Raw genomic sequence first — 26,081 nt, 5'->3', positions numbered from 1 at the left:
TCTTTATGCGTTACTTAATAATTAACAGAACCTTAGTGCCCACCACCTTTTACTTTACTTAGCTCATCAAGGTCAATGCCCTGGCCTTTAAGATCGCTTTTAGATTTTATGGCATAGTAGGCTAAATATGCAAAGCAGGCTATCCCTACAAAATACGAGAAGCTGATGCCTAAAATATGATCAGCAGATAAATAACCTTGCAGCACACTAATTACACCGCCACCACAAATCATGAAAATTAAAAAGTTAGAGCCTTCGCTGGTATGTTTTCCCAAACCAGAAATTGCTAAAGTAAAAATACAAGGCCATAATGTAGAACAAAATAAACCTACGCTGCAAATGGCCCAAACACTGATATTATAATCAGGAGAAAAAATAGCTACCAGTAAAGCAATGATTCCGCATATGCTGAAAATCAGTAATTGCCTTGCAGGGTTACCCATACTTAAAAAATTGGCAGCAATTAAGGCTATAATAACCAGGGCATAAACATAAAAAGGCTGCATATCGGTTTTTGCAATAGCATTAACTAATAAGTAAACACCAAAAGCTAAATAGGGCATTAAAAACTGTAATACTTTTTTAGTGCCTTCAGAAAAACCAAATGCACCTGCAGATGATGTCCAGCGGCCAATCATTAAACTTGCCCAAAACAAAGAAATATAAGGTGCAGTGCCACTTGTTGGTGTGCCTAATTTTTGTTTCATAAATTCCGGCAGGTTAGCAGCCGTACTTACTTCCACACCTACGTATACAAAAATGGCCAGCATGCCCAATACTAATTGTGGATATTTAAATGGAGAACCTCTGTCAATCCATGTAGATTTTGATTCCGCTAATTCTTCGGTATTACTAACTAATTGATTGGGTACTGCAGAAAAATAAAATATTGCAGCTACTATTAAAAAAGCCGCACCTAAAATTAAGTAAGGTGTTTTTACAGAACTTAAAGAACTTACCATTACGGTTGAAACCGTTCCAAAGATGGCCAGTTTAACAATCAATGGGCCAATGGTGGTACCAAAATTATTTACTCCACCAGCCATGCTTAAGCGTTGCGAACCGGTACTGGCACTGCCCATATTAATCGCTAGCGGATTTGCCGCTGTTTGTTGTAAAGAAAATCCTAAGCCAATAATAAATAAGCCAGAAATAAATAAAGGAAAAGATTCTGTACTTGCTGCTGGTATAAATAATAATGTACCAATTGCAGAAATGATCAAACCTATGCTGATGCCATTTTTATAACCGATCTTATTCAGCAGATCTTGCTTCAACATTTTACTGATACCAAAATAAATCAGGGCACCAACAGAATATGCTACATAAAATGCAAAGGATACCATTTGCGCTTTCACCTGGTTAAGGTGCAGTTTTTCTTTAAATACAGGAATCAGCACATCATTGCTGGCAGCAACAAATCCCCAGAAGAAAAATACGCTGACAAGAGTGCCAAACTGGCTCCATTTTGTTTTGCTGGTATCTGTAATTGCTGCAGGTGTAATCAAATCTTTTTGTTCAGTTGGCATATCGTTTTGTTTTGAGTGGTTGAAAATAGAATAATTTGGCGACGGAGAAAAATTTTCATTGTGTTATAAATACATACTTTACATTTTGTGTAATCTATCTGGATAAAATAGTAGCAATCAAATAGTAGATTATTATTTTTATTATTTGGATAAATCAATCAAAAGTTCCTAAATTGTAATAAGATTATTCAATTGCTAATGATGGAAATACTTCACGTAACAGCAGAATGTTACCCTTACGCCAAAGCCGGCGGCCTTGCAGATGTGGCCGGCGCATTACCTAAATATCAAAATGACCTGGGACATATTGCCAAAGTGGTGATGCCTATGCACCGTACCAAGTTCTTGCTGGAAAATGAATGGGATACCGTACACAAGGGCTCTTTTGTAATGGGGCAGTATTACTTTGATTATACTATTATTAAAGAAAGAACAAACAAACTGGGCTTTGATTTGTATTGCGTGGATATATTCGGCATTTTTAACCGGGAAAAGATTTATGGTTATGATGATGATTCCGAAAGGTATACTGCTTTTCAGATTGCTGTAGTAGATTGGGTAAGCAGGTGGCAACATCACCCGGATGTGGTGCATGTACATGATCATCATACAGGGCTTATTCCTTTTATGATGCAGCATTGTTTTGCTTATCGTCATCTGGCAACAATACCAACAGTACTCACTATTCATAATGCCCAATACCAGGGCTGGATGGGTTGGGACAAATACAACTATTTGCCCGCCTATGATAGTTTTCAATGGGGTAAACTGGATTGGGATGATACGATCAATCCATTAGCATCAGGAATTAAATGTGCTATGAGAGTAACCACAGTTAGCCCGAGTTACATGGAAGAGTTAAAATTTAATGCCAACGGATTAGAAAGTTTGTTTGAATATGAGAAGGGGAAATGTGTGGGCATTTTAAATGGCATTGATAATGCTGTTTGGGATCCTGCAACAGATACTTATATACTGGATAATTTTTCGGTAAAAGATGTGGAGGCAGGAAAAAAACTAAATAAGAAAAAACTGTGCGATGATTTTGGATTGGATATAGAAAAGCCGCTGTTTATTTTTATTGGAAGATTGGTGGGAGAAAAGGCGGCAGAGTTATTGCCACAAGCGATTAATGATTCGGTGTATCATATTAATGGCCGGATGAATTTTCTTATCCTGGGCAGTGGCGATCCGGTAGTAGAGTACCATTTAGAAAACATGCGTAGCAGTTTGATGGGTTTTTATAACTCCCAGATTGGATATAATGAAAAGCTGGCGCATCAAATGTATGCCGGCGCAGATTTTTTATTAATGCCCAGCAGGGTAGAGCCTTGCGGCCTTAATCAGATGTATGCATTGCGTTATGGTACCATGCCCGTGGTGAGAAGTACGGGAGGCCTGAAAGATACGGTAACAGATTTTGGTGATCCGGGAGGCTTTGGTATACGATTTAATGATGCTACTGTAGGAGATATTACGTATTCTATCTACAGGGCTACGGAATTGTATGGTGATAAGAAGAAAATGACCGCATTAAGAAAAAAAATGATGCAGATAGATAATGGATGGGAAGTTAGTGCAGGACGGTATATTCAGTTGTACGAGGCAATTTTGTAGAATGAATAATTGGTTAATGAATAATGATTAATTCCTTAATTTCATTACCAAAATTCTAATTTATGAAGACTAATGTTTTAGCTGACAAGAGCTTTGATTTTGCCGTTAGAATTGTAAGATTGCACCAATATTAAAAAAAAGAATTTGGCGAATACATTCTTTCAAAACAAATAGTAAGAAGTGGAACAGCCATTGGAGCGTTGATTATGGAAAGTGAATATGGAAGTTCAAAAAAAGATTTCACTGGCAAACTTACTATTTCGTTGAAAGAAGCAAACGAGACAAGGTATTGGTTAAGATTATTGCATAAAACTGATTACCTTCAAACCAAAATGTTTAATTCTCTTAATAACGATTGCATTGAGTTGGTAAAGATGTTAACTGCAAGTATTAAAACATCCAAATCCAGGTAGTGTATTTCATTATTAATTATTCTTTATTTCATTATTAATTAATTATAGTTATGGACGCTAAATCTGTAGTCGCAGTTATTCTTGGAGGTGGTGCCGGCTCCCGCCTTTACCCTTTAACCTCAACACGTAGTAAACCTGCTGTACCAATTGCAGGTAAATACCGTTTGGTGGATATTCCCATTTCCAATTGTATTAATTCCAGCATCAACAGGATGTTTGTATTAACGCAATACAATTCTGCTTCGCTGAACAAGCATATCAAGAATACCTACCAGTTCAGTGCATTCAGCAAAGGCTTTGTGGATATCCTTGCAGCTGAGCAAACGCCGGATAGTTTAGGCTGGTTCCAGGGAACTGCCGATGCGGTGCGTCAATCTTTAAAACATATTGGTAACAACGATTTTGAATATGTATTGATTTTAAGTGGTGACCAGTTATACCAAATGGATTTTGGCGCTATGATCGATAATCATGCTGCTCAGGGCGCTGATATCACCATTGCTACCATTCCTGTTGGAGAAAGAGAAGCGCCTGAATTTGGTATTCTTAAAGCCAATGAAGAAAACCTGATCACTTCGTTTATAGAAAAGCCTAAAAAAGAACTATTACCGGAATGGGTAAGCGATACCGGTGCAGATATGCAATACCAGGGCCGTAATTACCTGGCATCGATGGGGATTTATATTTTCAACAGAAAATTGTTATTCGACCTTTTAGAAAAAGATAAAAAAGATGCCACTGATTTTGGTAAAGAGATCATTCCATCTTCTATTGATAAACATAAAGTGATCAGTTACCAGTATGAAGGGTACTGGACAGATATCGGGAATATCTATTCTTTCTTTGAAGCCAATCTTGCATTAACCTTAGAAATTCCTTTATTCAATTTATTTGATAATAAGAATGTGGTATACAGCAGGGCACGTATGCTGCCACCTGCAAAAATAAGTGGCACCACGCTGGAGCGTACATTAATTGCAGAAGGTTGCATTATCAATGCCAGCCGTGTTGAGAATAGTGTGGTGGGTATCCGCAGCCGCATTGGCCAGGGCAGTACCATTGTAAGTTGTTATATGATGGGTAGCGATTATTACGAAACACTTGCCGAAATAACTCATAATGCGGAACGGAGCATGCCAAAACTGGGCATCGGAGACAGGTGCTATATCAAAAATGTGATCATTGATAAAAACTGTCGTATAGGTAATGATGTGCGTATCAATGGGGGGCCGCATTTACCCGATGCCGATCATTCTTTGTACGTGGTAAAAGATGGTATTGTGGTGTTGAAAAAAGGAGCGGTTTTACCCGACGGTTTTGTAATATAGAGTTACAATAAAAAAGATGAGTACCATATCAAAACATTCGCCCCCCAGCGAATGTTTTTTTTGTGGTAATTTAAATAATGTGTATTTTGTACACAATTAACGATAAAAATTAAACGATTGCTATGTCTATAAACACCCCAGGTGAAGGCCTTTATAAAGGAATCAAACCTAAACTTCCCTTATCAGAGATCATTAATATGAGCGTTGGTTTTTTTGGAATCCAGTTTGGGTGGGATTTACAGAGAGCTAATATGGGGGTAATTTATGATAATCTTGGCGCAGATGCCGATAAGATTCCCTATTTGTTTTTAGCAGCGCCTCTAACAGGTTTAATAGTTCAACCTTTGATTGGTTATTTAAGTGATCGCACCTGGCATCCTACCTGGGGCAGGAGAAGGCCTTACTTTTTGCTTGGGGCATTATTAAGTTCTATTGCTTTATTGATTATGCCGCATAGCAGTGCTTTGTGGATGGCCGCAGGTTTATTATGGGTATTGGATGTTTTCGGGAACGTGGCGATGGAACCTTTCCGTGCTTATGTAGTGGATAAATTACCAGATAGCCAGGTAAACAGAGGTTTTGTAATGCAAGGGTTAATGATCGGGCTGGGCGGCACAGTAGCTTCATCTTTGCCGTGGGTTTTGAGAAATGTTTTTAGTGTCAATAATATGAGTGTAAAAGGAGTGATAGCTGAAAATGTCAAGTTTTCATTTTACATAGGAGCTTTCTTCTTTTTAGCTGCAGTGTTGTATTCAGTAATAACTACAAAAGAATATCCACCTACTGCAGAAGAACTGGAAGAAAAAAAGCACAGCGGAAGTGGCGTCTCCGAAATATTTTCTGCTATAAAAAATATGCCACAAAAAATGAAGATCATTTCATTGGTGCAATTTTTTACTTGGCCAGGCTTATTTTTAATGTGGTTTTATTATTCCCTTTGTGTAGCGTATAAAATATTCGGTGCCACCAGTAATACCGACCAGGCTTTTGGAGACGGGAAAGATTTTGCAGGGCTCACTTTAGCCTATTACAGTATTGTAACTTTTTGTTTTTCCTTTATCCTTCCTTTCATTGCCAATAAATTAGGAAGAAGGCTAACACATAGTATTTGTCTTTTAGCTGGTGCAGTTGGTTTAATCAGTGTTTCATTCGTTAGCAATAAATATTTTTTATATGGCAGCATGACGGGAGTAGGTATTGCATGGGCAAGTATTTTGAGCATGCCCTACGCCATGCTTAGTGGAGTATTGCCAAAAGGCAAAGTGGGAATTTACATGGGGATATTCAATTTTTTTATTGTATTGCCGGAGATCATTGCGGTATTTATTTATCCCAGTCTGATGAAATACGTTTTTAATAACAATATGCTTTCGGCGGTAACTTCTGGTGGCGTGCTGATGATCATTGCATCTGCCATTTGTTACTTTTTTATAAAAGAGGAAAAAAAAAGTGATTAATGAAAAAGATTTTATTTACTATCTGTTGCATATGTGTTGCTGCATTCAGTTTCGGTCAATCGAATGATGCCTATAAATTTTACCCCACCAACTGGTGGGTGGGCATGAAGATGAATAAGATACAGGTGATGATACACGGCGATAAAATAGCCGATCATTTTCCTATGATAAAAATGGGGCCTAAAGGTACAAAGCTGGCAAAAGGTGTAAACCTGGTGGCTATTAATCGTGTTGAAAATCCCAACTATGTTTTTTTAGATTTAGTTATTGATGCTACTGCAAAACCATGCAAATTTACTTTCCCGTTTGTAAAAGATATTACGCTGGAGTATGAATTAAAACCAAGGCGTAAAAATTTGGGTAAAGATTTTGCACAAGGTGTTACATCTAAAGATTTTATTTATCTCATTCTGCCTGATCGTTTCAGTAATGGCGATGAAAGTAATGACAGGATTCCAGGTATGAGGGATCAGTCATTACGAAGAGATACTGTTTTCAATCGTCATGGTGGCGATTTTAAAGGCATACAAAATCATCTTGATTATTTAGAACAACTAGGTGTAACTACCATATGGTTAAACCCAGTTTTAGAAAATGATATGCCCAATCGCACAGAACATGGCTACGCTTTTACCGATCATTATACCATCGACAGAAGATTAGGAGGAGAAAAAGCTTACCAGGAATTAATTGATGCCACGCATGCAAAAGGTATGAAGATCATACAGGATGCGGTGTACAATCATGTTGGCTTATATCATATTACTGTACAGGATCAGCCTATGAAAGACTGGTTACATCAATGGGATACTTATACCAACACCACTTATAAGGACCAGGTGATTTTTGATCCCTATGCCAGTAAAAAAGATGTGAAGCAAATGACCGACGGATGGTTTACTAAACAAATGCCCGATCTAAATCAAAACAATCCTTACGTAGCTAATTTTTTAATTGAACATGCAATCTGGACGGTAGAAAATTTTGGTATTGATGGCTGGCGTATTGATACTTATGCCTACAACGATTTAGAATTTATGAACCGTTGCAATAAAGCATTAATGGATGAATATCCGCAGCTTACTATTTTTGGCGAAACCTGGTATCATGGTGTGCCAAATCAAAGTTATTTTGTACAAAACAATTACAATATTCCTTTTAAAAGCAATTTACAGGCTTGTACAGATTTTCAAACATTGTGGGGTATAACCGATGCAATGACAAAAGATTTTGGCTGGACGGATGGGGTAAATAATTTGTACACTACCCTGGCACAGGATTTCGTGTACAAAGATCCAACACGTAATGTTATCTTTTTAGACAATCATGATATGGCCAGATTCTATTCTGTAGTGGGAGAGAATCTTGATAAATACAAGTCTTCATTGTCATGGTTGTTAACCAGCAGGGGTATTCCGCAAACCTATTATGGTGATGAACTTGCCACAACCGGAACTACCAGCCCTAATGATGGTTATGTACGGTTAGATTTCCCCGGTGGCTGGAAGAATGATGCGATTAATAAATTTACTATTGCAGGCAGAACACAAACCGACCAGGCTATTTATCAACACCTGGCAACATTAGCAAACTTTCGCAAAACTTCTTCTGCATTAACCACAGGAAAAATGATGCAGTATGTTCCCGAAGATGGTGTATACGTTTATTTCCGCTACGACAATAAACAAACAGTAATGATAGTAATGAATACCAGTAAAACCGACAAGAAGATTTCTTTTGAAAAATTTGCAGAAAGAACAACCGGCTTTACAAAATATAAAGACGTACTTACTAAAACCGAAAGCGAACTAAAGGAGTTTAATTTGGGAACTTACCAGACAGTTGTGTTAGAGTTGTTGAAATAATGTAGCAATAAGGATATAAAAAAGCCGTCCCCAACAAGTTGGGGACGGCTTTTTTTATAAAAATAAATTCCAGATATTCCGCTGCATCCACTTGCCATCCTCTTCGGCTTTTTTCATGAATTTTTTCAGCATTTCATCTTTGGTCTTGCTTTTTTTACCGGCAGGGTTAACTATTTTGCTTTCATCAACACCTGCAACATTTACTTTGGTAGCTACCCAGCTGCTGTACATACGGGGTACGGTTACACCTAGTATCATACCCGGTAAACCATGCATGCCCACGGGCCCACCGCTGATGGTTATTTCATCAGTATAAAACGCAAATACATAAACGCTGTCAAATAACACTGTGTATGCTTTTCTGCAATTGAAGCCTGCAATTATGCGGCTTTCGGTGGGTACAAGTTTCCAGTTGATTTCTTTTATGCTATCGGTGAAATTAAAATCATCTCCCCAGAAATTCCTGTTGAAGGCACTGGTGCCGGCATTAAAATCATAATACCAGGTATTGCCTTCGTAATACACATCATTATCCCTTTGGGTTTTATTTTTTTCGTCGAGGTGGTTAAAAGTGTAAATGCTTTTGTTGTTGCTAAAAGTGTAATCGTAATACGATATGGTGTATTTAGCCACATTACTTTTGTAATTTTCCTGCCAGCTGGTTTCATTTTCATTGTTATCGAACCAAGCATCAAAGCTTTTATGGTTATTAACTGTAACCTGGAACTCAATAGTGGCTTTATCAATAAACTGCTGTGCGTTACTCGTAAAACTAAAAACAGTGAGCAGAGCAGCAGTAAAAAATAATATCTTTTTCATAATTATTTTATTATAGGTTGAGCAGTAGCAGGAGCCGGGGCAGCTGCAGCAGCTTGTTTTTTATTGTGAGTAAATTCCCATGTAAGGGTCACTAACCAATATCTTTTAAGTGTATTATAATAACTCTCTGTAAATTTATAGGTACTGAAATTTCTTTCGTAACCACGGTTTTGGTTAAGTATATCATTAAGGCCGAGCTTAACGCTGATCTCTTTTTTGTACACATACTTTTTTATGTCCGCATTCCATTTGGTATAGTTATTATTTTGAGGGAACCTTGGATCTTTCTGTCGGAAATTAAAATTAGCGTTGGTATTTATCGAAAGGTTCTTCTTTAAATATATTGAACCTTGTGCCCAGCCGGTAAACATCCAGAAGTTAGTATTACTGCTGCTGTTAATGGAAGAAGTGGAACGGCTGTAAGCTACTCTCGGCGAAACATAAAAATCAAATTTATTCTCTACATATTTATTCATGCTGATACTCATACTGTAGGTAGTGCTATTATTGATGTTTTTTATACCGTTTACAAAATCTATGTTCCGGTTAAATTCTATATTAGGCCCGAAACCTAAACCAATTTTTTTCTTGCCTTTACCTACAGAAAAATTATAATCAGCATTTAAATTAAAATTTTTATTGCCATTTACATTTACAGTCTGGTAAACATTGCGGCCTAACGAATCAATACGGTTGTATTGTGAAAATGCATTGCTGGTAGTACTATAACTAAAATAACTCCAAAGCGCATTATCACTGAGCGGTTTATACCATTGCAATCCTCCGGAAAAGTTATTGGTAAAAGATTGTTTCAGGTCGGGGTTGCCAATTACCACACTTAATGGGTTGCTGTTATCAGTTAAAGGTTGTAATTGTTGTAGTGAAGGAGCCTGCGCATTCCCGTTATAATTCAACCGTAAGTTTTTATTGCCTTTCATTTTAATGTTGAAATTGGCATTGGGAAAGAACGTAGTAAAATCATAATTCTGTTTAATGCCTTTGGAAATATTATTTTGTTTAAAACTATTAAAGGCCAGAGCAGCTCCAATGCCACCCTGGAATTTCTTTTTTACTATTCTTAATGATAATCCATTACGTTGCACAAAACGATTGTAATCAAAATTATTACTTAATGAATCTACTCTGTTGGCATAATTACCAACGCCATCATTTTTCATCACATCTCTGTTGTTGCTGCTATTGTTAATAGCAGTACTGGAATTGATACCCAATGATAAATATTTATTCAGCGGCTCAGTATAAGCCATGTTAGCAGTAAATGTTTTTGAATCGGCTTTGTTTATCGTTTCCTGGTCAGTAGTATCTCTTTGCGATATTACAGACCCTTTGTAATAATTATTAAGGGAGTATAAAAATGTTTTACTATCAGTATTATTAATATTAACATCGGCATTGGCAGAAAAGGTACGCCTGGCTTTTTTAAATTTATGATTCCAGCTTAATGTACCCTGGTAATTTTGTGCATCGCTCTTAGTACTGGTTTTACGGGTGCTGTTATTAATAAAATTGTTTTGATTGGTTAAACTTTCTTCGTAATAATTACTGCTGGATTCGGTATGGCTGATGCCGCCCCTGTTCACAAATTTGATGGTGTTATTACTATCTAATTTACGTTCCAGCGTAAAGTTCATCGTATGTTTCTGGCTGTTGTTAAAAGAAGTTGACCTGCTGTTATTTAACCAACTGGTATCAGGTAAATAAGTCTTACTGAATGTTTGTGTACCGCCGGGAGTATACACTTTTGCATAACGGTAACTGCCATTGATGTTAAGGCTGTCGCCCATGTATTTATTGCTGTAGTGAATACCGCCATTCCAGTTTTTGGGTATACCATTATTATTATTGTTACTGTTATAACTATACCAGGTATTGCCATCATCGTCCATACCACTTACCATACCATCCATTTCTCCGCCACCAAATTTTTCGGAATCCTGCCAGCCAAGATCAGTTTTGCCGGTATTACTCATAAAACCAAAGGCACTCAGTTTTCTTTTATCTTTAAAAGCATTCAGCATAGCACTGTTGCTGTAGTTATCGGGTAATCCACCGCCTGCTTCTATCTTGCCAAAATACCCTTGTTTTTTACTGTTTTTTAATTTCAGGTTCACCGTTTTTTCTTTTATTCCATCATCAATACCGGTAAAAGTTGCCTGGTCGCTTTTTTTATCATACACCTGCACTTCCTGTACAGTATTTGCCTGCAGGTTTTTTAAAGCCATACCTGGATCGCTTCCAAAAAATTCCTCGCCATCTACCAATACATTTTTTACGGTTTCACCCTGTGCTTTAAGTTGTCCGTCTTTTCCCACCTGGAAGCCAGGCATTTTACGTAGCAGCTCTTCTACACTGGCACCATCTTTTACTTTAAAACTATCGGCTGTATATATAGTAGTATCACCTTTTATGCGGATAGGGCTTCCGCTTTTTACAATTACTTCCTGCAATAATTTGCTTTTATTGATAAGGCCGATGCTGCCGAGCTTCGTTTCAGCGTCTTTAATAGTAAGACTGTCTACATAATCGGCGTACAAGGGGTGAGTGGTTAATAAAGTGTAATTGCCGGGCTTTACATTTTTAATGGCAAAATTTCCTTCTGCGTCGGTTCTGGTAAATTTATACAAAACAGAATCTTTTTGTCTTACCAGTGCGACAACGGCATTTTTTACAGATTTTTTTTCGGTATTGTCCTTCAAACTACCGGATACAGTAATAGTTTGACCAAAAGTGGCTGCTGAAAGGCAAAGTAAGCCAATAAGCAGTGCAGGTAGTTTGAGCATAAACAGGGAATGGGTTTTGTTTTTTATGGCGATAACTAAATTCTTAGTTAAAGGTCGTAATAATAATTGTAATTTCCTTGATTACAAATCTTAAATTTACGTTAAAGCAAAAATCGTTATATCAGGGATTCATTATCAACCTATTTCCATAAATGGCAACATCACAATCATCAGCGGCAAAAAAGAAAACAACAAAAAAAGTGGAAAGAGTAACCAAATACGAGGAAAAGCACTTTGTAGACAGTACAAAACCAGTGTGGAATTATTCCTTGTTTACAGACGAGGATATCCGAAACTATCAAAACGGTACATTATATAATGCCTATACTAAATTCGGCAGCCATCATTGTAATGTATTGAATACAGATGGATTTTACTTTTCCGTTTGGGCACCTAATGCCACATTGGTAAGTGTAATTGGCGATTTTAATGAATGGAACCCGGTTGCACATCAGTTATTTGTGCGCCTCGATAGTTCCGGTATCTGGGAGGGATTTATCCCTCACTATAAAAAGGGGCAAGCCTATAAATACCGCATTATCGGGTACAAGGGTGTACAATTAGATAAAGGTGATCCTTATGCCAACTATTGGGAAGTAAGGCCAAATACCGCATCTATTGCCTGGAATATGGCCGATAACTGGACTGATGCTGCGTGGATGAAAAAAAGAAAGAAAAATAATTCCCTTAATTCGGCATGGAGTGTATATGAAGTGAATTTAGCCAGCTGGATGCGGCCGGTAAAAAATGACGAAGAAAGTTTAAACAGTTACGAACAGATAACTGCACGCCTGGTGCCTTATGTAAAAGAGATGGGGTTTACACACGTGGAATTAATGCCCGTGATGGAACATCCTTTTGATGGTAGCTGGGGGTACCAGGGTACGGGTTATTTTGCGCCTACATCACGTTTTGGCACACCCGAAGATTTTATGGCAATGGTAAACGCTTTTCACCAGGCAGATATTGGTGTGATATTGGATTGGGTACCTTCTCATTTTCCTTATGATGCACACGGGTTGTTTATGTTTGATGGTACACATACTTACGAGTATGCTGATATGCGTAAAGGTTTTCATCCCGACTGGAACAGCTATATTTTTAATTACAGCAGGGGTGAAGTAAAATCATTTTTAATAAGCGGGGCAAGATATTGGTTTGACAAATTTCATATTGATGGTATAAGGGTAGACGCCGTGAGTTCAATTTTGCGATTGGATTATTCCAGGAAAGAAGGGGAGTGGGAGCCCAATATTTTTGGCAGCAATGGTAACATCGAAGCCATAGAATTTATCAAACATCTTAATGAAACCATTTACAGGGATTTTCCGGATGTGCAGACTATTGCAGAAGAAGCCACCGATTGGCCAAAAATAAGTAAACCCACTACTGAAGGTGGTTTAGGTTTTGGTATGAAATGGATGATGGGCTGGATGCATGATACACTGGATTATTTTAAGTTCGATCCTTTGTTCAGGCCGCATCATCAGAATAAGTTCACCTTTAGCATGATGTATTATTTTGATGAAAATTTTATGCTGCCGCTAAGCCACGATGAAGTAGTACATGGCAAAAGCCCGATGATATATAAAATGCCGGGAGATGAATGGCAAAAATTTGCGAACCTTCGTTTGTTGTATGCTTATATGTTTATGCACCCAGGAGCAAAATTGTTGTTTATGGGGAACGAATTTGCACAAACCACAGAATGGAATTATAAGAGCGAACTGGATTGGGAACTGTTGCAATTTGATCCACACCGTATGATGAAGGAATGTGTAAAAGACCTGTGCCATTTATATAAAAACGAACCGGCTTTGCACGAACTGCAATTTGATGCAGCCGGTTTTGAATGGATTGACCTGAATCACCGGCAGGAATCGGTGATCGTATTCCGCCGTAAAGGGAAGAAAAAGAAGGATGATGTGCTGGTAATACTGAATATGACACCGGTGGTACGTACCAACTGGAAGATCAATGTACATGGCAAATCGGAGTGGAAAGAAATATTTAACAGTGACAGTAAAAAGTACTGGGGAACAGGGGATACCTACAACCCCGAAATAGGATTACATTTAGTGGATAAAAAGACCGGGTTGTATGAAATAAATGTGCATCTTCCTGCGTTAGCAGCAGTAGTATTGAAATAGTGGAATAATTTTTGATTAAACTTAATATGAAAAACGCACTAACAACTATTGTATTGTTATCCTCTTTACAATCATTTTCTCAAACTACCGACAGCGCAACTTATTTTTATCAAAAGGGCGTGGAAGAAAAAACAGCCCAAAGGTATCTAGCAGCTTCTAAAAATTTTGATAAAGCAATTAAGTTTAATGCCAGGTATACCGCAGCTTATATCGATAATGGATATGCAAACCTCGAAATGAGGAAAACAGATGCAGCCATTACCAATTTTACAAATGCCAACGAACTGGAACCGGAAAACAATGTGGCTATAAATGAATTGATGAATTTGTATTTCAGTTACCGTCAATATGCAAAAGCAGTAACCTATGCACAAAAATGTAAAGACTGTGCCAATGCCGACAAAGTAATTGCCATCAGTTACTTTCAGCAGGAAGATTATGCCAAGGCAGAAAAAGCTTTATTGCCACTGATTACCAAAACGCCAAATGATGCAGAAGTAATGTATACACTTGGGCGCACTTACCTGGAAATGGAAATGGAAAAGAAGGCCATTACTTATTACGAGAAAGCTGTTCTTTTAGATACTTCCAAAAATGTGTGGCTGCATGAACTGGGATTACTCTATTACAACAATAATAATTTTAAAAGTGCTATAATAGCTTTTAATAAAGCGGCTGCCAATGGTTTTCCGCAAAGCAACGATTTTAATGAGAACCTGGGTTATTCGTATATCTATGCAGGTGAGTTTGAAAAAGGTGAAAAAATTTTGCTGGATATCATGGCAAAAAAACCGGGTAACAAAGATATTTTAAGGGATATTGCGCAAGCTTATTACGATCAGAAATTGTACGACAAATCATTAGAGTTCTGCCAGAAGCTGATGGAACTGGATATGAAAGATGCCAAAGCCTTATACCAGGCAGGTATGTGTTTTCAAAAAAAAGGACAAAAAGATAAAGGCCAGGCCATGTGCGATAAAGCCATTGAGTTAGACCCCTCTTTAAATAAGATGAAACATCAGCAATCGATGATGGGAGCAGGATTGTAAAACCAGGTATATTGAAATTATATTTCGTTACATTTACAGCATAAAGATCTTAAGGTTATAGTTTTGCAGCTCTTGCCTTTATAAGGTTCAATTCTTCATGTAATATATCACTCATTAAATAATCAGCCCAGATGCCGGCATACCAGTTGAATGGGGTGTTAATAAAAAAACGACTGGATAAAGTTAAACGGGAAGTACCATCAGGCAATTGTTCCAGCGTGTAAACGTCCTGCAATATATCCACATGTTTGCCGCCAATTACAATATGTTCGTCCATTACTGTTGGTGGAATTTTCAGGGGATCTGTTTTAATATCCAGTACCAGTAATTTTTCTGGTTCACATTTGCGGATGGTTTCAGTAAAGTACAAACCCTTTTCATAATATGCCATTCTTGTGCCGCCTACTGCAAGCGTATCTAAAGTTGTACGTAAATGAGAAGGAAAACCCAGCATGCCTGAAAAGGAAGCATGTTTTTCCGCAGCGGCAATTTCATTTATTGAGCCCAATGCTTTCCACACTGCAGCGGGTGTAGCATTAATCACAACCGATTTAGTGATCACCATTTCTTTTTTGCTTAAAGAGCGGTCGCCTTCCACAATGCCAAATACAAAAGGAAAAAGGATAAGCACTGATATTTTTAAACTATCGGGCTTGGTCCATTCGTCGTAATTTTCAAGGTCTTCTATATCCGATTTACGTTTTCTCCTGCCCTGTGCTATTAAACCGCCTAAACCGGCAAAAATTGCAAAAAGCGGGAATATCATGATCCAGCAAATACTGCCTTCAATATCCAGGAAAATAGTAACTACAAGTATCAGGAGGCTGGTAAGCCAGGGTAGAAAAAAAGCAGCGGATTGGCTAAGGATTTTACGCTTAGGTAAAAGTATCACAGTAAGGTACCCAACAACAAATGGCGAAAGTACCAGCAGGCCAATACTCATAATGCCCGTGATCTCACCAAAAAAACCAAATAATAAGCGTATAGTAAGCGCATAAACGGCAGCGAGAGTAATGGAAAAAACGGGTCGCATAATTTAAAAATTTATTTAAAAAAAATTACAACAGGGTATTATTATTTACCTGTACAAATATCATGTCTTTGGGGCAATTAAACCTTACCGGTAATGTATCACCTAAACCTTTGCTGATAAAATAAGCACAGCCGGCAATTGTTGCTTTAAGTATATTCCATTTATAAAATAATTTACCCGGATAAAGCCCTTTTGATGTTTGCCAAAAAACAAACTGGCCGCCATGCAAATGTCCTGCAAAGCTTAAATGGTAATTGCTGGCAAAGTTTTTTATGTTGATAGGTTTGTGCAAACATAAAATAGCAAAATCAGCATCGCTTTTTTTGATACAAGGTTTGTTGCCATCAATCTGTATGGAATGGTTGTTCAATTTAAAGCGTATCGTATCTTTTTCAATCCAGTTGATAGCATTGCTGGTCATAGTTTCTTTTATTTTGTTTAGCCCGAAATAATAATCATGATTGCCAGCTACGGCAAAAACATTTTTATGCTGTGCAAATGATTGCAATAATATATTTAAATATACCAAACCTTTTTTGGTATCTACATAATCACCACCTAAAAGGATAATATCAGGGCGCAATTCATTTACTGTTGTAATTATTTTTTGTGTAACAGGTGCGCTGAATTTGTTGAAATGAAAATCAGAAAGGTAGAGTACAGTAAAATTTACACCGGATGAAATACTGTATTGCTCGTGACGGATCTCGAAAGAACTGTTATAGCCGGTTTCTAATATCATTTTTATACCAGATTAAAATTGCAAGGCTTCCGGTATGCCAGTTTTTAAAGGGGCTTTTTATATTCAGTAAGCCAGCCAGCATAAAAATACTGATTGGAATAACTATTGTCATACACCTAATTATTCCGACGGTGTAACTAAGGCTGATACTTTTAAGCAGCGGTTGTTGTATGTTATCAAGCAACAAAGGAAACAAAAATAAAAAGTGTACTTCAAAAAAATAAAATACCAATACCGCCAGCGGCAGCAAAAAAATATTGATGTGCCATAATAAAAAAACTGCGGCAATAAATGCCAGTATGCAAACACCATATTTTAAAGTACCGTACAATCCAAAATTTATAGTGTTGTCAAAAGGTTTTGTGGCAGTTGTATTTAATTGGTCAGCCATCCATTTTGCCCCTGATGAAAATATATGAATGTTGACAGGAGCATCAACGTAAACTGGGTTTTTATCCAGGCAAATTTTACTTTGCGCTAATAATTGCCTGTACTTCATTTGTAATAAATAAAATGAAACCATGCCAGCCATGCAATGCCATTACCAAAAACCAACATCCTGTGATAAATAGTTTCCTTTCTGCCACACCTTTTGATATGGAAAACAAATTCATCATAGCAAATGGCTGCCACTGTATAAATAAGCACTACTAAAATCGGGATAAGAAAATTTGCAGGTTTAGTACTTAACATAGCTATCCACATTATAACAAACATCGGAAGGCCGCCAAGGCCCAAAGCCTTTGCCTCTGCATCTCTTTCTTTTTTAGGGATCTTTAATTGTAAAGGATCCCGGTGGAATTGCCAGTCTAATACGCCGCCAATGGTGGCAATGATCCCGAAAAATGCGATCACAAAAAACTGCCATGGCAAAAAGGGAAATTGAGAACTGGTGCTGAGTGCAGGTTCCTTTCTGAATAAAAAAAGTAAAACACCAAAAAGCAAGGCAGGCGTAAATAATAATACCAGCGAAAGATAATGCCTGAAAGTTTTTTGGTATTGCATGTAAAAAATAGCCGGTTTACTTTAATGTGCAACTGGTTTGGCAAAAGTTTTTTCGCCGGCCTTAACTGCAACGGGTAAATAATTCTCTGCCGGCGGGATAGGGCAGTTGTAGCCCTCGCTGTAAGCGCAATAAGGATTGTAAGCTTTATTAAAATCTATAGTTACTGTATTGTTTTTGATATCAGTAGTTAAAATGTCGATATAACGGCCGCTGCCATAAGTTTCTTCACCTGTAGTAATATCAGTAAAAGGGATAAATAAATAATCTTTGTATTGCGGATTTTGCCTTAATGACCTGGATTGATAAACGGTTAACTGCAATGCAGTATCATGCAGTTTGAAAATTAATTTACCATAACGGAAATAATCCTTTTGAGGAATGGTTTTGCCGGAAGTGTTCATTCTTACAACGCTGCTATCAGTTGATCTCTGAAAGCGGCATTGTACTAAAAACTTTTTATCGGCAGGAAAGAAGCGGAAGAATTTTTTATCATTCCCTTTTACCACTTCATGTGTTGTAGTGTAATTTTTTTGATAAGCGACGATAGAATCGGGATAGGCATTTCTTTTTTGCGCTGTGCCGGCGAATGAAATAAAAAAAAGTATCAGGGTGCTATAAATAAGTCTCATTATGTTGCAGTATTTTTTAAGGATCATTACAGGTTATCTTTTCTGATTCTGATCTGGTTTCAGCAGATAGCCGTGGTATCCAAAATTACAATATTCCTTTTAAGGGATTGGAGCCGTTAACTGTGCCTACACAGCCGGTAATTTTAAAACGTACAAACATATCTTCGCTATACCAGTCTTCTTTACGGGTCTTTTGTATTACTTCCTGGTGTTCTTTACTTTGATAGGCAAACGCTTTCATAGACGCCTTACTTTCCCAAACGCTAAACGTAGCTTGCTTTACCCAGGGAATTTCACCTATACCATATGAAGTAATAAAGCCATTGGCTCCATTCATTTTAGAAGCAACACCGTCTACATTTTTCCAGAATTCTTTCAGGCGTGACAGGCGAATAGTTGCCCTTGTGAGTATAGCGATCTGGCCTTCATAATCAGATTTATTGGGCAGGTCGCCAAATACCTGTTTCCCGTCCCACAAGCCGTGCCCTTCAATTGAATCGAGCAGGTAAGTAATGGTTTCGCAGTTAAACAGGTTTATCCAGCCACTTATAAACGGCCCGTACAGTTTTCTTAATAACAGGTCTGGTTTATAATGCTTTAATTGTACTTCTTTAAATCTTATGTTAGATACAGAGAGGATAGCCCATTGCTGAAAGTCGGGCTTTTTATCAAATGTGCCGTTTTTGCCACTGCCCATTAATTTCCAAAAACGGCTTCTTTTATTAAACCATAAAGGAAAACGAAAAAATACCATGGCCAGAAAGGCAAAAAAGACAAAGCGTTTGCGGTACCTGATTATTGTGAGTGTGGTTGTCATATCAATTACAAATGCAATATACTCCAAACTTTTGCGTTATTAATAAGTATACACTGATTTTACCCTAATCTTAGTTTGTTTGTGCTTTTAGTTAAGAAACAGCCCCCTGATTTTTCGGGGGGCTTTTCATTTAGTACAATAAAAAGCCGTTGAATTTTCAACGGCCAATGTATTAAGCAAGAGTGATATTAAAATTGTTCCAGTTTGCTGAAAAAGAAGTCTCCTTCTATTCTTGCATTCTCGTCACTATCACTGCCATGTACCGCGTTTTCGCCTATAGAAGCTGCGTATAGTTTACGGATAGTACCTTCCTCTGCATTAGCAGGATTAGTAGCGCCTATCAGCTTACGGAAATCTTCCACTGCATTATCTTTTTCTAAAATAGCGGCAGTGATTGGCCCACGGCTCATAAATTCCACTAATTCGCCATAAAAAGGCCTTTCTGCATGCACGGCATAAAATTCGCCTGCTTTTGCTGCGCTCAGGTGCGTTGTTTTCATAGCTACAATTCTAAAACCAGCTGCGTTTATCATTTGTAAAATTGCCCCGGTATTTCCTTTGGCAGTGGCATCTGGCTTGATCATTGTGAATGTTCTGTTACTCATTGGTTCGATTTTTTAGGCCGCAAAGATAGGAAAGGATTGTAGATTTTTGATTCAGGATTTATGATTTATGTGGCGTTTGGGCCAATATTACAGTATAGCGGGCTCAAAAAAATCCAAAATCTAAAATCAGAAATCAAAAATCAGCTATTTCCCCTACTTTTGCGCCTCATTTATGCAGCCCATACAAGATATATTCCCGTTGCTTGGCCAACCTAAAAAAGTGGTGATCACCACTCACCAAAAACCTGATGCCGATGCAATGGGTTCTTCTTTAGCATTGTACCATTTTTTAAATCAATTCGGTCACCAGGTAACAGTGATATCACCTACTAACTGGGCTACTTTTTTAAGCTGGATGCCGGGAAGTAAAACCGTGCTGGATTTTGAATCCCCCAATGAAAAAGCAAATATTGCCATAGCAGAGGCCGACTGGATATTCTGCCTGGATTTTAATACGCTTAGCCGTACTAAAAGAATGGAGGAAAAATTAATGGCGGCAAAAGCACAGCGGATACTGATCGACCATCACCGTGAGCCACAAACCGAAGTATTTGCTTATGGCATCAGTGATACAGGCAAAAGCTCTACCTGTGAAATGATCTATGATTTTATAATGACTTCGGGTAATGAAGACAAAATAACCCCGGAGATTGCAGAATGTATTTATGCCGGCACCATGACGGATACGGGTTCTTTCCGTTTTCCTTCTACAACAGCCAGTGTACATAAAATGGTGGCTCATCTTAAAGACAGGGGATTAGAGCATAGCCATGTTCATGAAGAATTGTTTGATAATTTTTTAGAGAACCGTTTCAGGTTTATCGGCAATGTATTATTAAACAGGATGGAAATATTTTATGAGTACAATACAGCGTTGATTGCCATTCCACAAACGGACCTGGTGAAATACGACATGCGTACGGGAGATACAGAAGGTATCGTTAACTACCCGTTAAGTATCAAAGGAATTAAATTGGCCGCAGTAATTATAGACAGGGGCGAAGAACGTAAAAGTTCTTTCCGCAGCAAAGGCGGCTTTGATGTAAATACTTTTGCAAGAAAATATTTTAACGGCGGCGGTCATTTTAATGCAGCCGGTGGTTTTAATAAAGAGCCATTAGAAGAAGTAGTGGCAAAATTTAAACAGGCTATGAAAGAGAATGTAGCCCAATTAAGTAGTTATCAATTTTAAAAAACATAATACCATTAAACAATGAAACAATTTCTTAATGCAGCGGTTATTTGCGTTATTGCATTAGCGTCGTGTACAACACCGTTTAAAAAAAATAAAGACGGTTCTGAGTATAAAGTGATCAGCGTTACAAAAGGGGCTAAATTATTAACCGGAAATTTTATGGAGCTGAATGTTTTGGCTAAATATAAAGATGCCAGTATAGACACTGTTTTATTCAGTACCATTGAAGAGGGCATGCCTCAATATGGCTTATACGATACGGCAAATTTTCCAATGCCATTTAAAGAGGTATTTAAAAATATTCATGTAGGAGATAGCATTATATTAAGAATACCAACTGATAGTATATTGGCAAAAAGCCAGGCACAGCCGGGACAAACACCTCCTGCTTACATGAAAAAAGGACAGTTTATTTACCAGTATTACACTATAACCAATTCATATACTACAAAAGAACAGGTAGATAGTGCACAGAAAACCCACCTGAAAGTAGCGAGGGAAAGAGGCTATAAAAAACAACTGGAGCAGGTAGAAAAAATGATCGGTGAAAGCAAGGCTGATATTGAAAAAGATGACAAAGTAATTGAAGAGTATCTTGCTAAAAACAATATTAAAGCAACTAAAACCAAATGGGGTACTTATATAGCTGTACAAAACGAAGGCACAGGTGAAAAGATCACCACTTCAGAAACTGCATCTATTAACTACACCGGTAAAACATTCGACAGCAGCAAAGTATTTGATTCTAATACCGATCCTAAATTTAAACATATAGGTGCTTATGATGTAAACATGGGACAATTAAGCGGCCTTATTTTAGGTTGGTTTGATGCCATTGCACAAATGAAGAGAGGTACAAAGGCTACTATCTATATCCCTTCTGCTTTAGGTTATGGTAAAGAAGGCAGAGGTCCGGATATTAAACCAGGCGATATTTTAGTTTTTGATATGGAAGTGGTTGACGTGATGAATGAAGAAGCATTGCAGGCTAAACAACAAGCTATGCAAAAACAACAAATGGAAGCGCAACAAAAAATGATGGACAGTATTCAGAAAACGCAAAAGAATACTGCAGCACCTGCTCCTAAGAAATAATAACAACAGGTAAAAATATTACAAGCGCCCTGACTATCAGGGCGCTTTTTTGTATGCATTAAAAAGTGTGATGGCTTGCATGGCTTCCTTTACATCATGCACCCTGAGTATCGACGCTCCGTTCATCAATGCTATTGTATTTAAAGCCGTAGTGCCGTTAAGGGCGTCGGCAGCAGTAATACCTAATGTTTTGTAAATGGTACCCTTCCTGGAAATACCCGCTAGTATTGGCAGGTTCAGCTGTCGCAAAACCGACATCTTTTTTAGTAAAGCAAAATTATGTGCAGTGGTTTTACCAAAACCAAAACCGGGATCGATAATAATATCGGCGATGCCTTCTTTTTTGCATTGGTGTATTTTAGCAATAAAGAAATCAAGCACTTCTCTGGTCACGTCACTATACTGAGGATCTTTTTGCATACTTTCCGGTGTGCCTTGCATGTGCATACACACATAAGGCACGCCTAATCCTGCAACCGTGGGCAGCATCTGAATATCCATATTGCCTGCGCTTACATCGTTAACGATGGCTGCGCCTGCTTCTACTGCTGCATGGGCAACCGTACTACTGTAAGTATCAATGGAAATGATAGCCCCGGGAAATTTTTTGCTGATGGCTTCTATCACCGGGATAACCCTGTTCAATTCTTCCTCAGCCGTAATTCTTTCGCTGCCCGGTTTGGTGCTTTGTCCACCAATATCAAGAATAGTGGCACCATCTGCAAGCATCTTTGCTGCCAGTACTATCATATCCTCGTTAATATTGCCTTTGTAAAATGAATCGGGCGTAGCATTAATAATGCCCATTACCACAGGCGAATCCAGCATTAATAATTTACCCTTACAGTTTAATGTGAACATTGGCGTAATTCAATTATTTTTGATGTTTATAACAGATACACAAACTTCAAAAAATTAAATGACAAAAGCGTTCTTTTTTTTACTGTTTACCGGCATAGCAGTAAATACCCTTGCACAAACTAATCCCGATACTACTGTTTACCAAAGAGCTTCAGACGGCTCTGAATATAAGATTATTCCTTCTGGCAAAACTGATAAACTGGTTAACGGAAATTATATGGAATTAAGCGTAGTGGCAAAATATATGGATAGTGTATTATTCAGTACTTACGAAGATGCAATGCCACAATACGGATTATATGATACCGCAACTTTTCCGGCTCCGTTTAAAGAAATATTTCTTAACATTAATAACGGAGATAGTATCATTTTAAAAGTTGCTACTGATGGTATTATTGCCAAAGGGCAGGCGGCGCCATTTATGCAAAAGGGTACTTACATTTATCAGTACTATAGAATTGTAAATGTATACAACACCAAAGATCAGGTGGATAGTGCACAGAAAATCCATATTCCCCTTGCAGAGGAAATAGCTAATAAAAAAGCAGAGGAGCAGTTGCAAAAAACGTTGCTGGAAAGTGCGCCGCAAATTGAAAGCGACAGTAAATTAATTGAGGCTTACCTGGCAAAAAATAAACTAAGTGCCATTAAGGGCAAATGGGGAACTTATGTTGTAATTAAAAAAGAAGGGACCGGAAAAAATATTACCGCAGCAGATATTGCGTCAGTTAACTATACTGGTAAAACCTTTAATGGCGGAAAAGTTTTTGATTCCAATACCGATCCTAAATTTCAACATGTGCAGCCTTATGATGTAAATGTTGGCCAGTTGTCTGGTATCATTTTAGGCTGGCCTGATGCCATTAAGGAAATGAAAAGAGGTACTAAGGCAACCATTTATATTCCTTCATCATTAGGTTATGGAAAAGAAGGCAGAGGCCCGGATATTAAACCAGATGATATTTTAGTTTTTGATATGGAAATATTTGCCGCAGGCACTGAAGGAGAAGTAGCCGCAACTAAAGCTGCTAAGGCAAAAGATACAAAAGCAATTGTAAAAAAACCGGTTAAAGCACCGGCTAAAAAAACTGTACCGGCTGTTAAACCAAAATCAACTATTAAAAAGGCAGGGAAATAATGAGTAACACCAATCAGCAATACGATAGCGCAGTACAAGGCTGCCGGGAGATATTTTTAAAGAAGACCAAAGATTATGGTACTTCATGGAGAGTATACCGGATTATTTCTGTTGCCGACCAGATCTATATTAAAGCAAAACGCATACGCACCATACAGGAAAAAGGCGAACAGAAAATTGGTGATGACATCATCAGTGAATTTAAAGGTATATTGAATTACGGTATCATTGGTTTGATACAATTAGATATTAAAGATGATGAACTGGAAGAATTGCCGGTGGCAAAAGTAGAGCAGCTCTACGATGAAAAAATTACTACCGCAAAAAAATTAATGCTGGATAAAAACCACGATTATGGTGAAGCATGGCGGGAGATGAGCAAGGAAAGTTTTGTAGACCTGGTACTGGCAAAAATATTACGCATCAAACAAATTATTGCCAACAAAGGGCAAACCATTATCAGCGAAGGTATTGATGCTAATTTTTACGACATTATTAATTACGCAGTGTTTGCATTGATATTGATAGAGGAAGAAGTTCATAGTGCATAAAATTTACTTCATTGCAGCAAATGTATTTTTGCAGTGATTACACGAATGGGCAGGGATAATACAATACAAATGAAAGTCCATAAAAATCTGTGCCATCTGTGGCAGACGTTCAACCTGCCAAAGGCAATATTTTTTTAATTAATTAAAGTTGAAAATGAAAGTAACTGTAAGCATATCCAGGATTTTAGTAGGCGCATTATTTATTTTCTCCGGCCTGGTAAAAGCTATTGACCCATTAGGGCTGGCTTATAAAATGCAGGAATTTTTTGAAGTATGGGCGGCGGATGGCTACTTTAAATCACTGATGGACTGGTTGCATAAATACGCTACCGGCTTTTCTGTTTTTATGATTGCTTTGGAAGTGGTGTTGGGTGTGGCATTACTAATTGGCTGGCAGAAAAAACTTACTACCTGGTTATTATTATTACTCACTTTATTCTTTACTTTTTTAACCAGCTTTGTTTTGTTCAGTGGCAAGATAAGAGCCTGCGGTTGTTTTGGCGATTGCATTCCGCTTACACCCATACAAACTTTTAGCAAAGATATTATACTTACCATACTGATCATTTGTATCCTGGTTGGGCAAAAATATATTCAGCCTTTATTTAAAACAATTACAGGGTCAATTATTGTCTTACTTTCTTTAATTGCTGTTTTGTGGTTGCAGTTTTATGTGTTAAAGCATTTGCCGGTAAAAGATTGCCTGCCCTATAAAATAGGCAACAATATTATTGAACTGCGTAAAATGCCTGCCGATGCAGTACAGGATAAATACGAGTACAGTTTTATGTACGAAAAAAACGGCGAGAAAAAAGAATTTAAAGTAACCGGGTTACCTGATAGCACCTGGAAGTTTGTTGAAAGAAAAGAAGTACTTATTCAAAAAGGAAAAAATAATACGCCACTCATTAATGATTTTACTTTTACCACCGAAAGCGGTAATGATACAACAGAGAATATCCTGAACCAAACAGGCGAATACTATTTATTGTTCATAAAAGAATTTCCCGGCGATGCAGAATGGAGTGCTACTATTTCATTTTTAGCAACAAGGGATAAAAGTAAACCGCTGTATGTAATTACAGCGCAACGCAAAGAAATGAATGAGATGCTGAATTTCGGTCGTGACCCTGTGGGTGTGCCTGTATTCAGCTGCGATGGTACTGCCATTAAAACTGCAGCCAGAACCAATCCTGCATTATTTTTAATGCAAGGACCAGTGATACTTGATAAAAAAAGTTGGGTGGATTTTAAAAGTATAACTCATTTAGGCGGCTTTAAAGGCATGACAAATAAATAGTATGACCAGCAGTAATAAATTAAACAGAAGTAAAAATTGTAAGCAAAACCAATGCTGTGTCAGGTTTTACAAACCTGAATA

At 37.7% G+C, this 26,081-nt stretch carries 23 protein-coding genes; 12 read left to right on the top strand and 11 right to left on the bottom strand.

All coding sequences use genetic code 11. The features are described from left to right. Positions 1 to 32 precede the first annotated feature (32 nt). Positions 33 to 1,529 (bottom strand): MFS transporter, encoded by a 1,497-nt coding sequence (locus ACQ334_RS14970; protein WP_430989048.1) that lies wholly within the window; start codon positions 1,527 to 1,529, stop codon positions 33 to 35. Positions 1,530 to 1,727: 198 nt separating this feature from the next. On the opposite strand from ACQ334_RS14970, the gene ACQ334_RS14965 reads away from it, so the two are divergent. The 5 genes from ACQ334_RS14965 (at position 1,728) to ACQ334_RS14945 (ending at position 8,209) form a co-directional block, all read left to right on the top strand. After that, complete coding sequence (locus tag ACQ334_RS14965; RefSeq protein WP_430989047.1) at positions 1,728 to 3,146, top strand: glycogen synthase; 1,419 nt, start codon at positions 1,728 to 1,730, stop codon at positions 3,144 to 3,146. A 155-nt stretch (positions 3,147 to 3,301) separates the two neighbouring features. Continuing rightward, the gene (locus ACQ334_RS14960) at positions 3,302 to 3,559 is read left to right on the top strand and encodes a four helix bundle protein (protein ID WP_430989286.1); all 258 of its coding nucleotides are present in this window, start codon (positions 3,302 to 3,304) and stop codon (positions 3,557 to 3,559) included. A 50-nt stretch (positions 3,560 to 3,609) separates the two neighbouring features. Further along, positions 3,610 to 4,887, top strand: a complete 1,278-nt coding sequence (locus ACQ334_RS14955) for a glucose-1-phosphate adenylyltransferase (RefSeq protein WP_430989046.1) — start codon at positions 3,610 to 3,612, stop codon at positions 4,885 to 4,887. A 122-nt stretch (positions 4,888 to 5,009) separates the two neighbouring features. Further along, the gene (locus tag ACQ334_RS14950) at positions 5,010 to 6,344 is read left to right on the top strand and encodes an MFS transporter (protein ID WP_430989045.1); all 1,335 of its coding nucleotides are present in this window, start codon (positions 5,010 to 5,012) and stop codon (positions 6,342 to 6,344) included. After that, entirely contained in the window at positions 6,344 to 8,209 is a 1,866-nt protein-coding gene (locus tag ACQ334_RS14945) for an alpha-amylase family glycosyl hydrolase (protein WP_430989044.1), read from the top strand. Before ACQ334_RS14950 ends, ACQ334_RS14945 begins: the two co-directional genes overlap by 1 nt. Before the next feature lie 54 nt (positions 8,210 to 8,263). Here ACQ334_RS14945 and ACQ334_RS14940 read toward each other — a convergent pair whose 3' ends face one another. Continuing rightward, the gene (locus ACQ334_RS14940) at positions 8,264 to 9,028 is read right to left on the bottom strand and encodes a GLPGLI family protein (protein ID WP_430989043.1); all 765 of its coding nucleotides are present in this window, start codon (positions 9,026 to 9,028) and stop codon (positions 8,264 to 8,266) included. Between the two features lie 2 nt (positions 9,029 to 9,030). Next, positions 9,031 to 11,829 carry an outer membrane beta-barrel protein gene (locus ACQ334_RS14935; RefSeq protein ID WP_430989042.1) on the bottom strand — a complete coding sequence of 933 codons (2,799 nt, stop codon included), beginning with the start codon at positions 11,827 to 11,829 and terminating at the stop codon, positions 9,031 to 9,033. 152 nt (positions 11,830 to 11,981) lie between these two features. Here ACQ334_RS14935 and glgB point away from each other — a divergent pair, with 152 nt between their 5' ends. Next, positions 11,982 to 13,979, top strand: a complete 1,998-nt coding sequence (glgB, locus tag ACQ334_RS14930) for a 1,4-alpha-glucan branching protein GlgB (RefSeq protein WP_430989041.1) — start codon at positions 11,982 to 11,984, stop codon at positions 13,977 to 13,979. A 26-nt stretch (positions 13,980 to 14,005) separates the two neighbouring features. Further along, entirely contained in the window at positions 14,006 to 15,028 is a 1,023-nt protein-coding gene (locus ACQ334_RS14925) for a tetratricopeptide repeat protein (RefSeq protein WP_430989040.1), read from the top strand. A gap of 55 nt (positions 15,029 to 15,083) precedes the next feature. Here ACQ334_RS14925 and ACQ334_RS14920 read toward each other — a convergent pair whose 3' ends face one another. From ACQ334_RS14920 to ACQ334_RS14890, 7 genes are all read right to left on the bottom strand, one after another. Then, complete coding sequence (locus ACQ334_RS14920; protein ID WP_430989039.1) at positions 15,084 to 16,061, bottom strand: SRPBCC family protein; 978 nt, start codon at positions 16,059 to 16,061, stop codon at positions 15,084 to 15,086. A 25-nt stretch (positions 16,062 to 16,086) separates the two neighbouring features. After that, on the bottom strand, positions 16,087 to 16,803 hold the full coding sequence (locus ACQ334_RS14915) for a metallophosphoesterase (RefSeq protein WP_430989038.1): 717 nt from the start codon (positions 16,801 to 16,803) through the stop codon (positions 16,087 to 16,089). Beyond that, the gene (locus ACQ334_RS14910) at positions 16,781 to 17,302 is read right to left on the bottom strand and encodes a hypothetical protein (RefSeq protein WP_430989037.1); all 522 of its coding nucleotides are present in this window, start codon (positions 17,300 to 17,302) and stop codon (positions 16,781 to 16,783) included. Before ACQ334_RS14910 ends, ACQ334_RS14915 begins: the two co-directional genes overlap by 23 nt. Next, a complete protein-coding gene (locus ACQ334_RS14905) occupies positions 17,299 to 17,808 on the bottom strand; it encodes a hypothetical protein (protein ID WP_430989036.1) in 510 nt (169 codons plus the stop codon). Before ACQ334_RS14905 ends, ACQ334_RS14910 begins: the two co-directional genes overlap by 4 nt. A gap of 21 nt (positions 17,809 to 17,829) precedes the next feature. After that, positions 17,830 to 18,438 (bottom strand): DUF1684 domain-containing protein, encoded by a 609-nt coding sequence (locus ACQ334_RS14900; RefSeq protein WP_430989035.1) that lies wholly within the window; start codon positions 18,436 to 18,438, stop codon positions 17,830 to 17,832. 85 nt (positions 18,439 to 18,523) lie between these two features. Continuing rightward, positions 18,524 to 19,282: a DUF3291 domain-containing protein gene (locus ACQ334_RS14895; RefSeq protein WP_430989034.1), complete on the bottom strand. Its 759-nt coding sequence runs from the start codon at positions 19,280 to 19,282 to the stop codon at positions 18,524 to 18,526. Positions 19,283 to 19,443: 161 nt separating this feature from the next. Further along, positions 19,444 to 19,860: a nucleoside-diphosphate kinase gene (locus tag ACQ334_RS14890; RefSeq protein ID WP_430989033.1), complete on the bottom strand. Its 417-nt coding sequence runs from the start codon at positions 19,858 to 19,860 to the stop codon at positions 19,444 to 19,446. Between the two features lie 172 nt (positions 19,861 to 20,032). On the opposite strand from ACQ334_RS14890, the gene ACQ334_RS14885 reads away from it, so the two are divergent. Together ACQ334_RS14885 and ACQ334_RS14880 are read left to right on the top strand one after the other, a co-directional pair. Next, on the top strand, positions 20,033 to 21,052 hold the full coding sequence (locus tag ACQ334_RS14885; RefSeq protein WP_430989032.1) for a DHH family phosphoesterase: 1,020 nt from the start codon (positions 20,033 to 20,035) through the stop codon (positions 21,050 to 21,052). 21 nt (positions 21,053 to 21,073) lie between these two features. Next, positions 21,074 to 22,150 carry an FKBP-type peptidyl-prolyl cis-trans isomerase gene (locus ACQ334_RS14880; protein WP_430989031.1) on the top strand — a complete coding sequence of 359 codons (1,077 nt, stop codon included), beginning with the start codon at positions 21,074 to 21,076 and terminating at the stop codon, positions 22,148 to 22,150. Between the two features lie 36 nt (positions 22,151 to 22,186). On the opposite strand, the gene folP is transcribed toward ACQ334_RS14880, so the two are convergent. After that, positions 22,187 to 23,011, bottom strand: a complete 825-nt coding sequence (gene folP / locus ACQ334_RS14875; RefSeq protein ID WP_430989030.1) for a dihydropteroate synthase — start codon at positions 23,009 to 23,011, stop codon at positions 22,187 to 22,189. 58 nt (positions 23,012 to 23,069) lie between these two features. Between folP and ACQ334_RS14870 the strand changes: the two genes are divergently transcribed. From ACQ334_RS14870 to ACQ334_RS14860, 3 genes are all read left to right on the top strand, one after another. Continuing rightward, positions 23,070 to 24,149 carry an FKBP-type peptidyl-prolyl cis-trans isomerase gene (locus ACQ334_RS14870; RefSeq protein ID WP_430989029.1) on the top strand — a complete coding sequence of 360 codons (1,080 nt, stop codon included), beginning with the start codon at positions 23,070 to 23,072 and terminating at the stop codon, positions 24,147 to 24,149. Further along, positions 24,149 to 24,700 carry a DUF1599 domain-containing protein gene (locus tag ACQ334_RS14865; RefSeq protein ID WP_430989028.1) on the top strand — a complete coding sequence of 184 codons (552 nt, stop codon included), beginning with the start codon at positions 24,149 to 24,151 and terminating at the stop codon, positions 24,698 to 24,700. The genes ACQ334_RS14870 and ACQ334_RS14865 overlap by 1 nt, the downstream gene beginning before the upstream one ends. A gap of 154 nt (positions 24,701 to 24,854) precedes the next feature. Then, on the top strand, positions 24,855 to 26,000 hold the full coding sequence (locus ACQ334_RS14860; protein ID WP_430989027.1) for a BT_3928 family protein: 1,146 nt from the start codon (positions 24,855 to 24,857) through the stop codon (positions 25,998 to 26,000). Positions 26,001 to 26,081 lie beyond the last annotated feature (81 nt).

The organism is Ferruginibacter sp. SUN106 (genome assembly GCF_050611765.1).
Classification (GTDB): Bacteria; Bacteroidota; Bacteroidia; order Chitinophagales; family Chitinophagaceae; genus Ferruginibacter.
Note: the sequence above shows the minus strand (reverse complement) of the source record. Positions and strands in the feature narration are given on the sequence as shown.

Coding starts and splice junctions, on each gene's coding strand:
- ACQ334_RS14970 (WP_430989048.1), bottom strand. CDS start 1,529: ATGCCAACTGAACAAAAAGATTTGATTACACCTGCAGCAATTACAGAT.
- ACQ334_RS14965 (WP_430989047.1), top strand. CDS start 1,728: ATGATGGAAATACTTCACGTAACAGCAGAATGTTACCCTTACGCCAAA.
- ACQ334_RS14955 (WP_430989046.1), top strand. CDS start 3,610: ATGGACGCTAAATCTGTAGTCGCAGTTATTCTTGGAGGTGGTGCCGGC.
- ACQ334_RS14950 (WP_430989045.1), top strand. CDS start 5,010: ATGTCTATAAACACCCCAGGTGAAGGCCTTTATAAAGGAATCAAACCT.
- ACQ334_RS14945 (WP_430989044.1), top strand. CDS start 6,344: ATGAAAAAGATTTTATTTACTATCTGTTGCATATGTGTTGCTGCATTC.
- ACQ334_RS14940 (WP_430989043.1), bottom strand. CDS start 9,028: ATGAAAAAGATATTATTTTTTACTGCTGCTCTGCTCACTGTTTTTAGT.
- ACQ334_RS14935 (WP_430989042.1), bottom strand. CDS start 11,829: ATGCTCAAACTACCTGCACTGCTTATTGGCTTACTTTGCCTTTCAGCA.
- glgB (WP_430989041.1), top strand. CDS start 11,982: ATGGCAACATCACAATCATCAGCGGCAAAAAAGAAAACAACAAAAAAA.
- ACQ334_RS14925 (WP_430989040.1), top strand. CDS start 14,006: ATGAAAAACGCACTAACAACTATTGTATTGTTATCCTCTTTACAATCA.
- ACQ334_RS14920 (WP_430989039.1), bottom strand. CDS start 16,061: ATGCGACCCGTTTTTTCCATTACTCTCGCTGCCGTTTATGCGCTTACT.
- ACQ334_RS14915 (WP_430989038.1), bottom strand. CDS start 16,803: ATGATATTAGAAACCGGCTATAACAGTTCTTTCGAGATCCGTCACGAG.
- ACQ334_RS14910 (WP_430989037.1), bottom strand. CDS start 17,302: ATGAAGTACAGGCAATTATTAGCGCAAAGTAAAATTTGCCTGGATAAA.
- ACQ334_RS14905 (WP_430989036.1), bottom strand. CDS start 17,808: ATGCAATACCAAAAAACTTTCAGGCATTATCTTTCGCTGGTATTATTA.
- ACQ334_RS14900 (WP_430989035.1), bottom strand. CDS start 18,438: ATGAGACTTATTTATAGCACCCTGATACTTTTTTTTATTTCATTCGCC.
- ACQ334_RS14890 (WP_430989033.1), bottom strand. CDS start 19,860: ATGAGTAACAGAACATTCACAATGATCAAGCCAGATGCCACTGCCAAA.
- ACQ334_RS14885 (WP_430989032.1), top strand. CDS start 20,033: ATGCAGCCCATACAAGATATATTCCCGTTGCTTGGCCAACCTAAAAAA.
- ACQ334_RS14880 (WP_430989031.1), top strand. CDS start 21,074: ATGAAACAATTTCTTAATGCAGCGGTTATTTGCGTTATTGCATTAGCG.
- folP (WP_430989030.1), bottom strand. CDS start 23,011: ATGTTCACATTAAACTGTAAGGGTAAATTATTAATGCTGGATTCGCCT.
- ACQ334_RS14870 (WP_430989029.1), top strand. CDS start 23,070: ATGACAAAAGCGTTCTTTTTTTTACTGTTTACCGGCATAGCAGTAAAT.
- ACQ334_RS14865 (WP_430989028.1), top strand. CDS start 24,149: ATGAGTAACACCAATCAGCAATACGATAGCGCAGTACAAGGCTGCCGG.
- ACQ334_RS14860 (WP_430989027.1), top strand. CDS start 24,855: ATGAAAGTAACTGTAAGCATATCCAGGATTTTAGTAGGCGCATTATTT.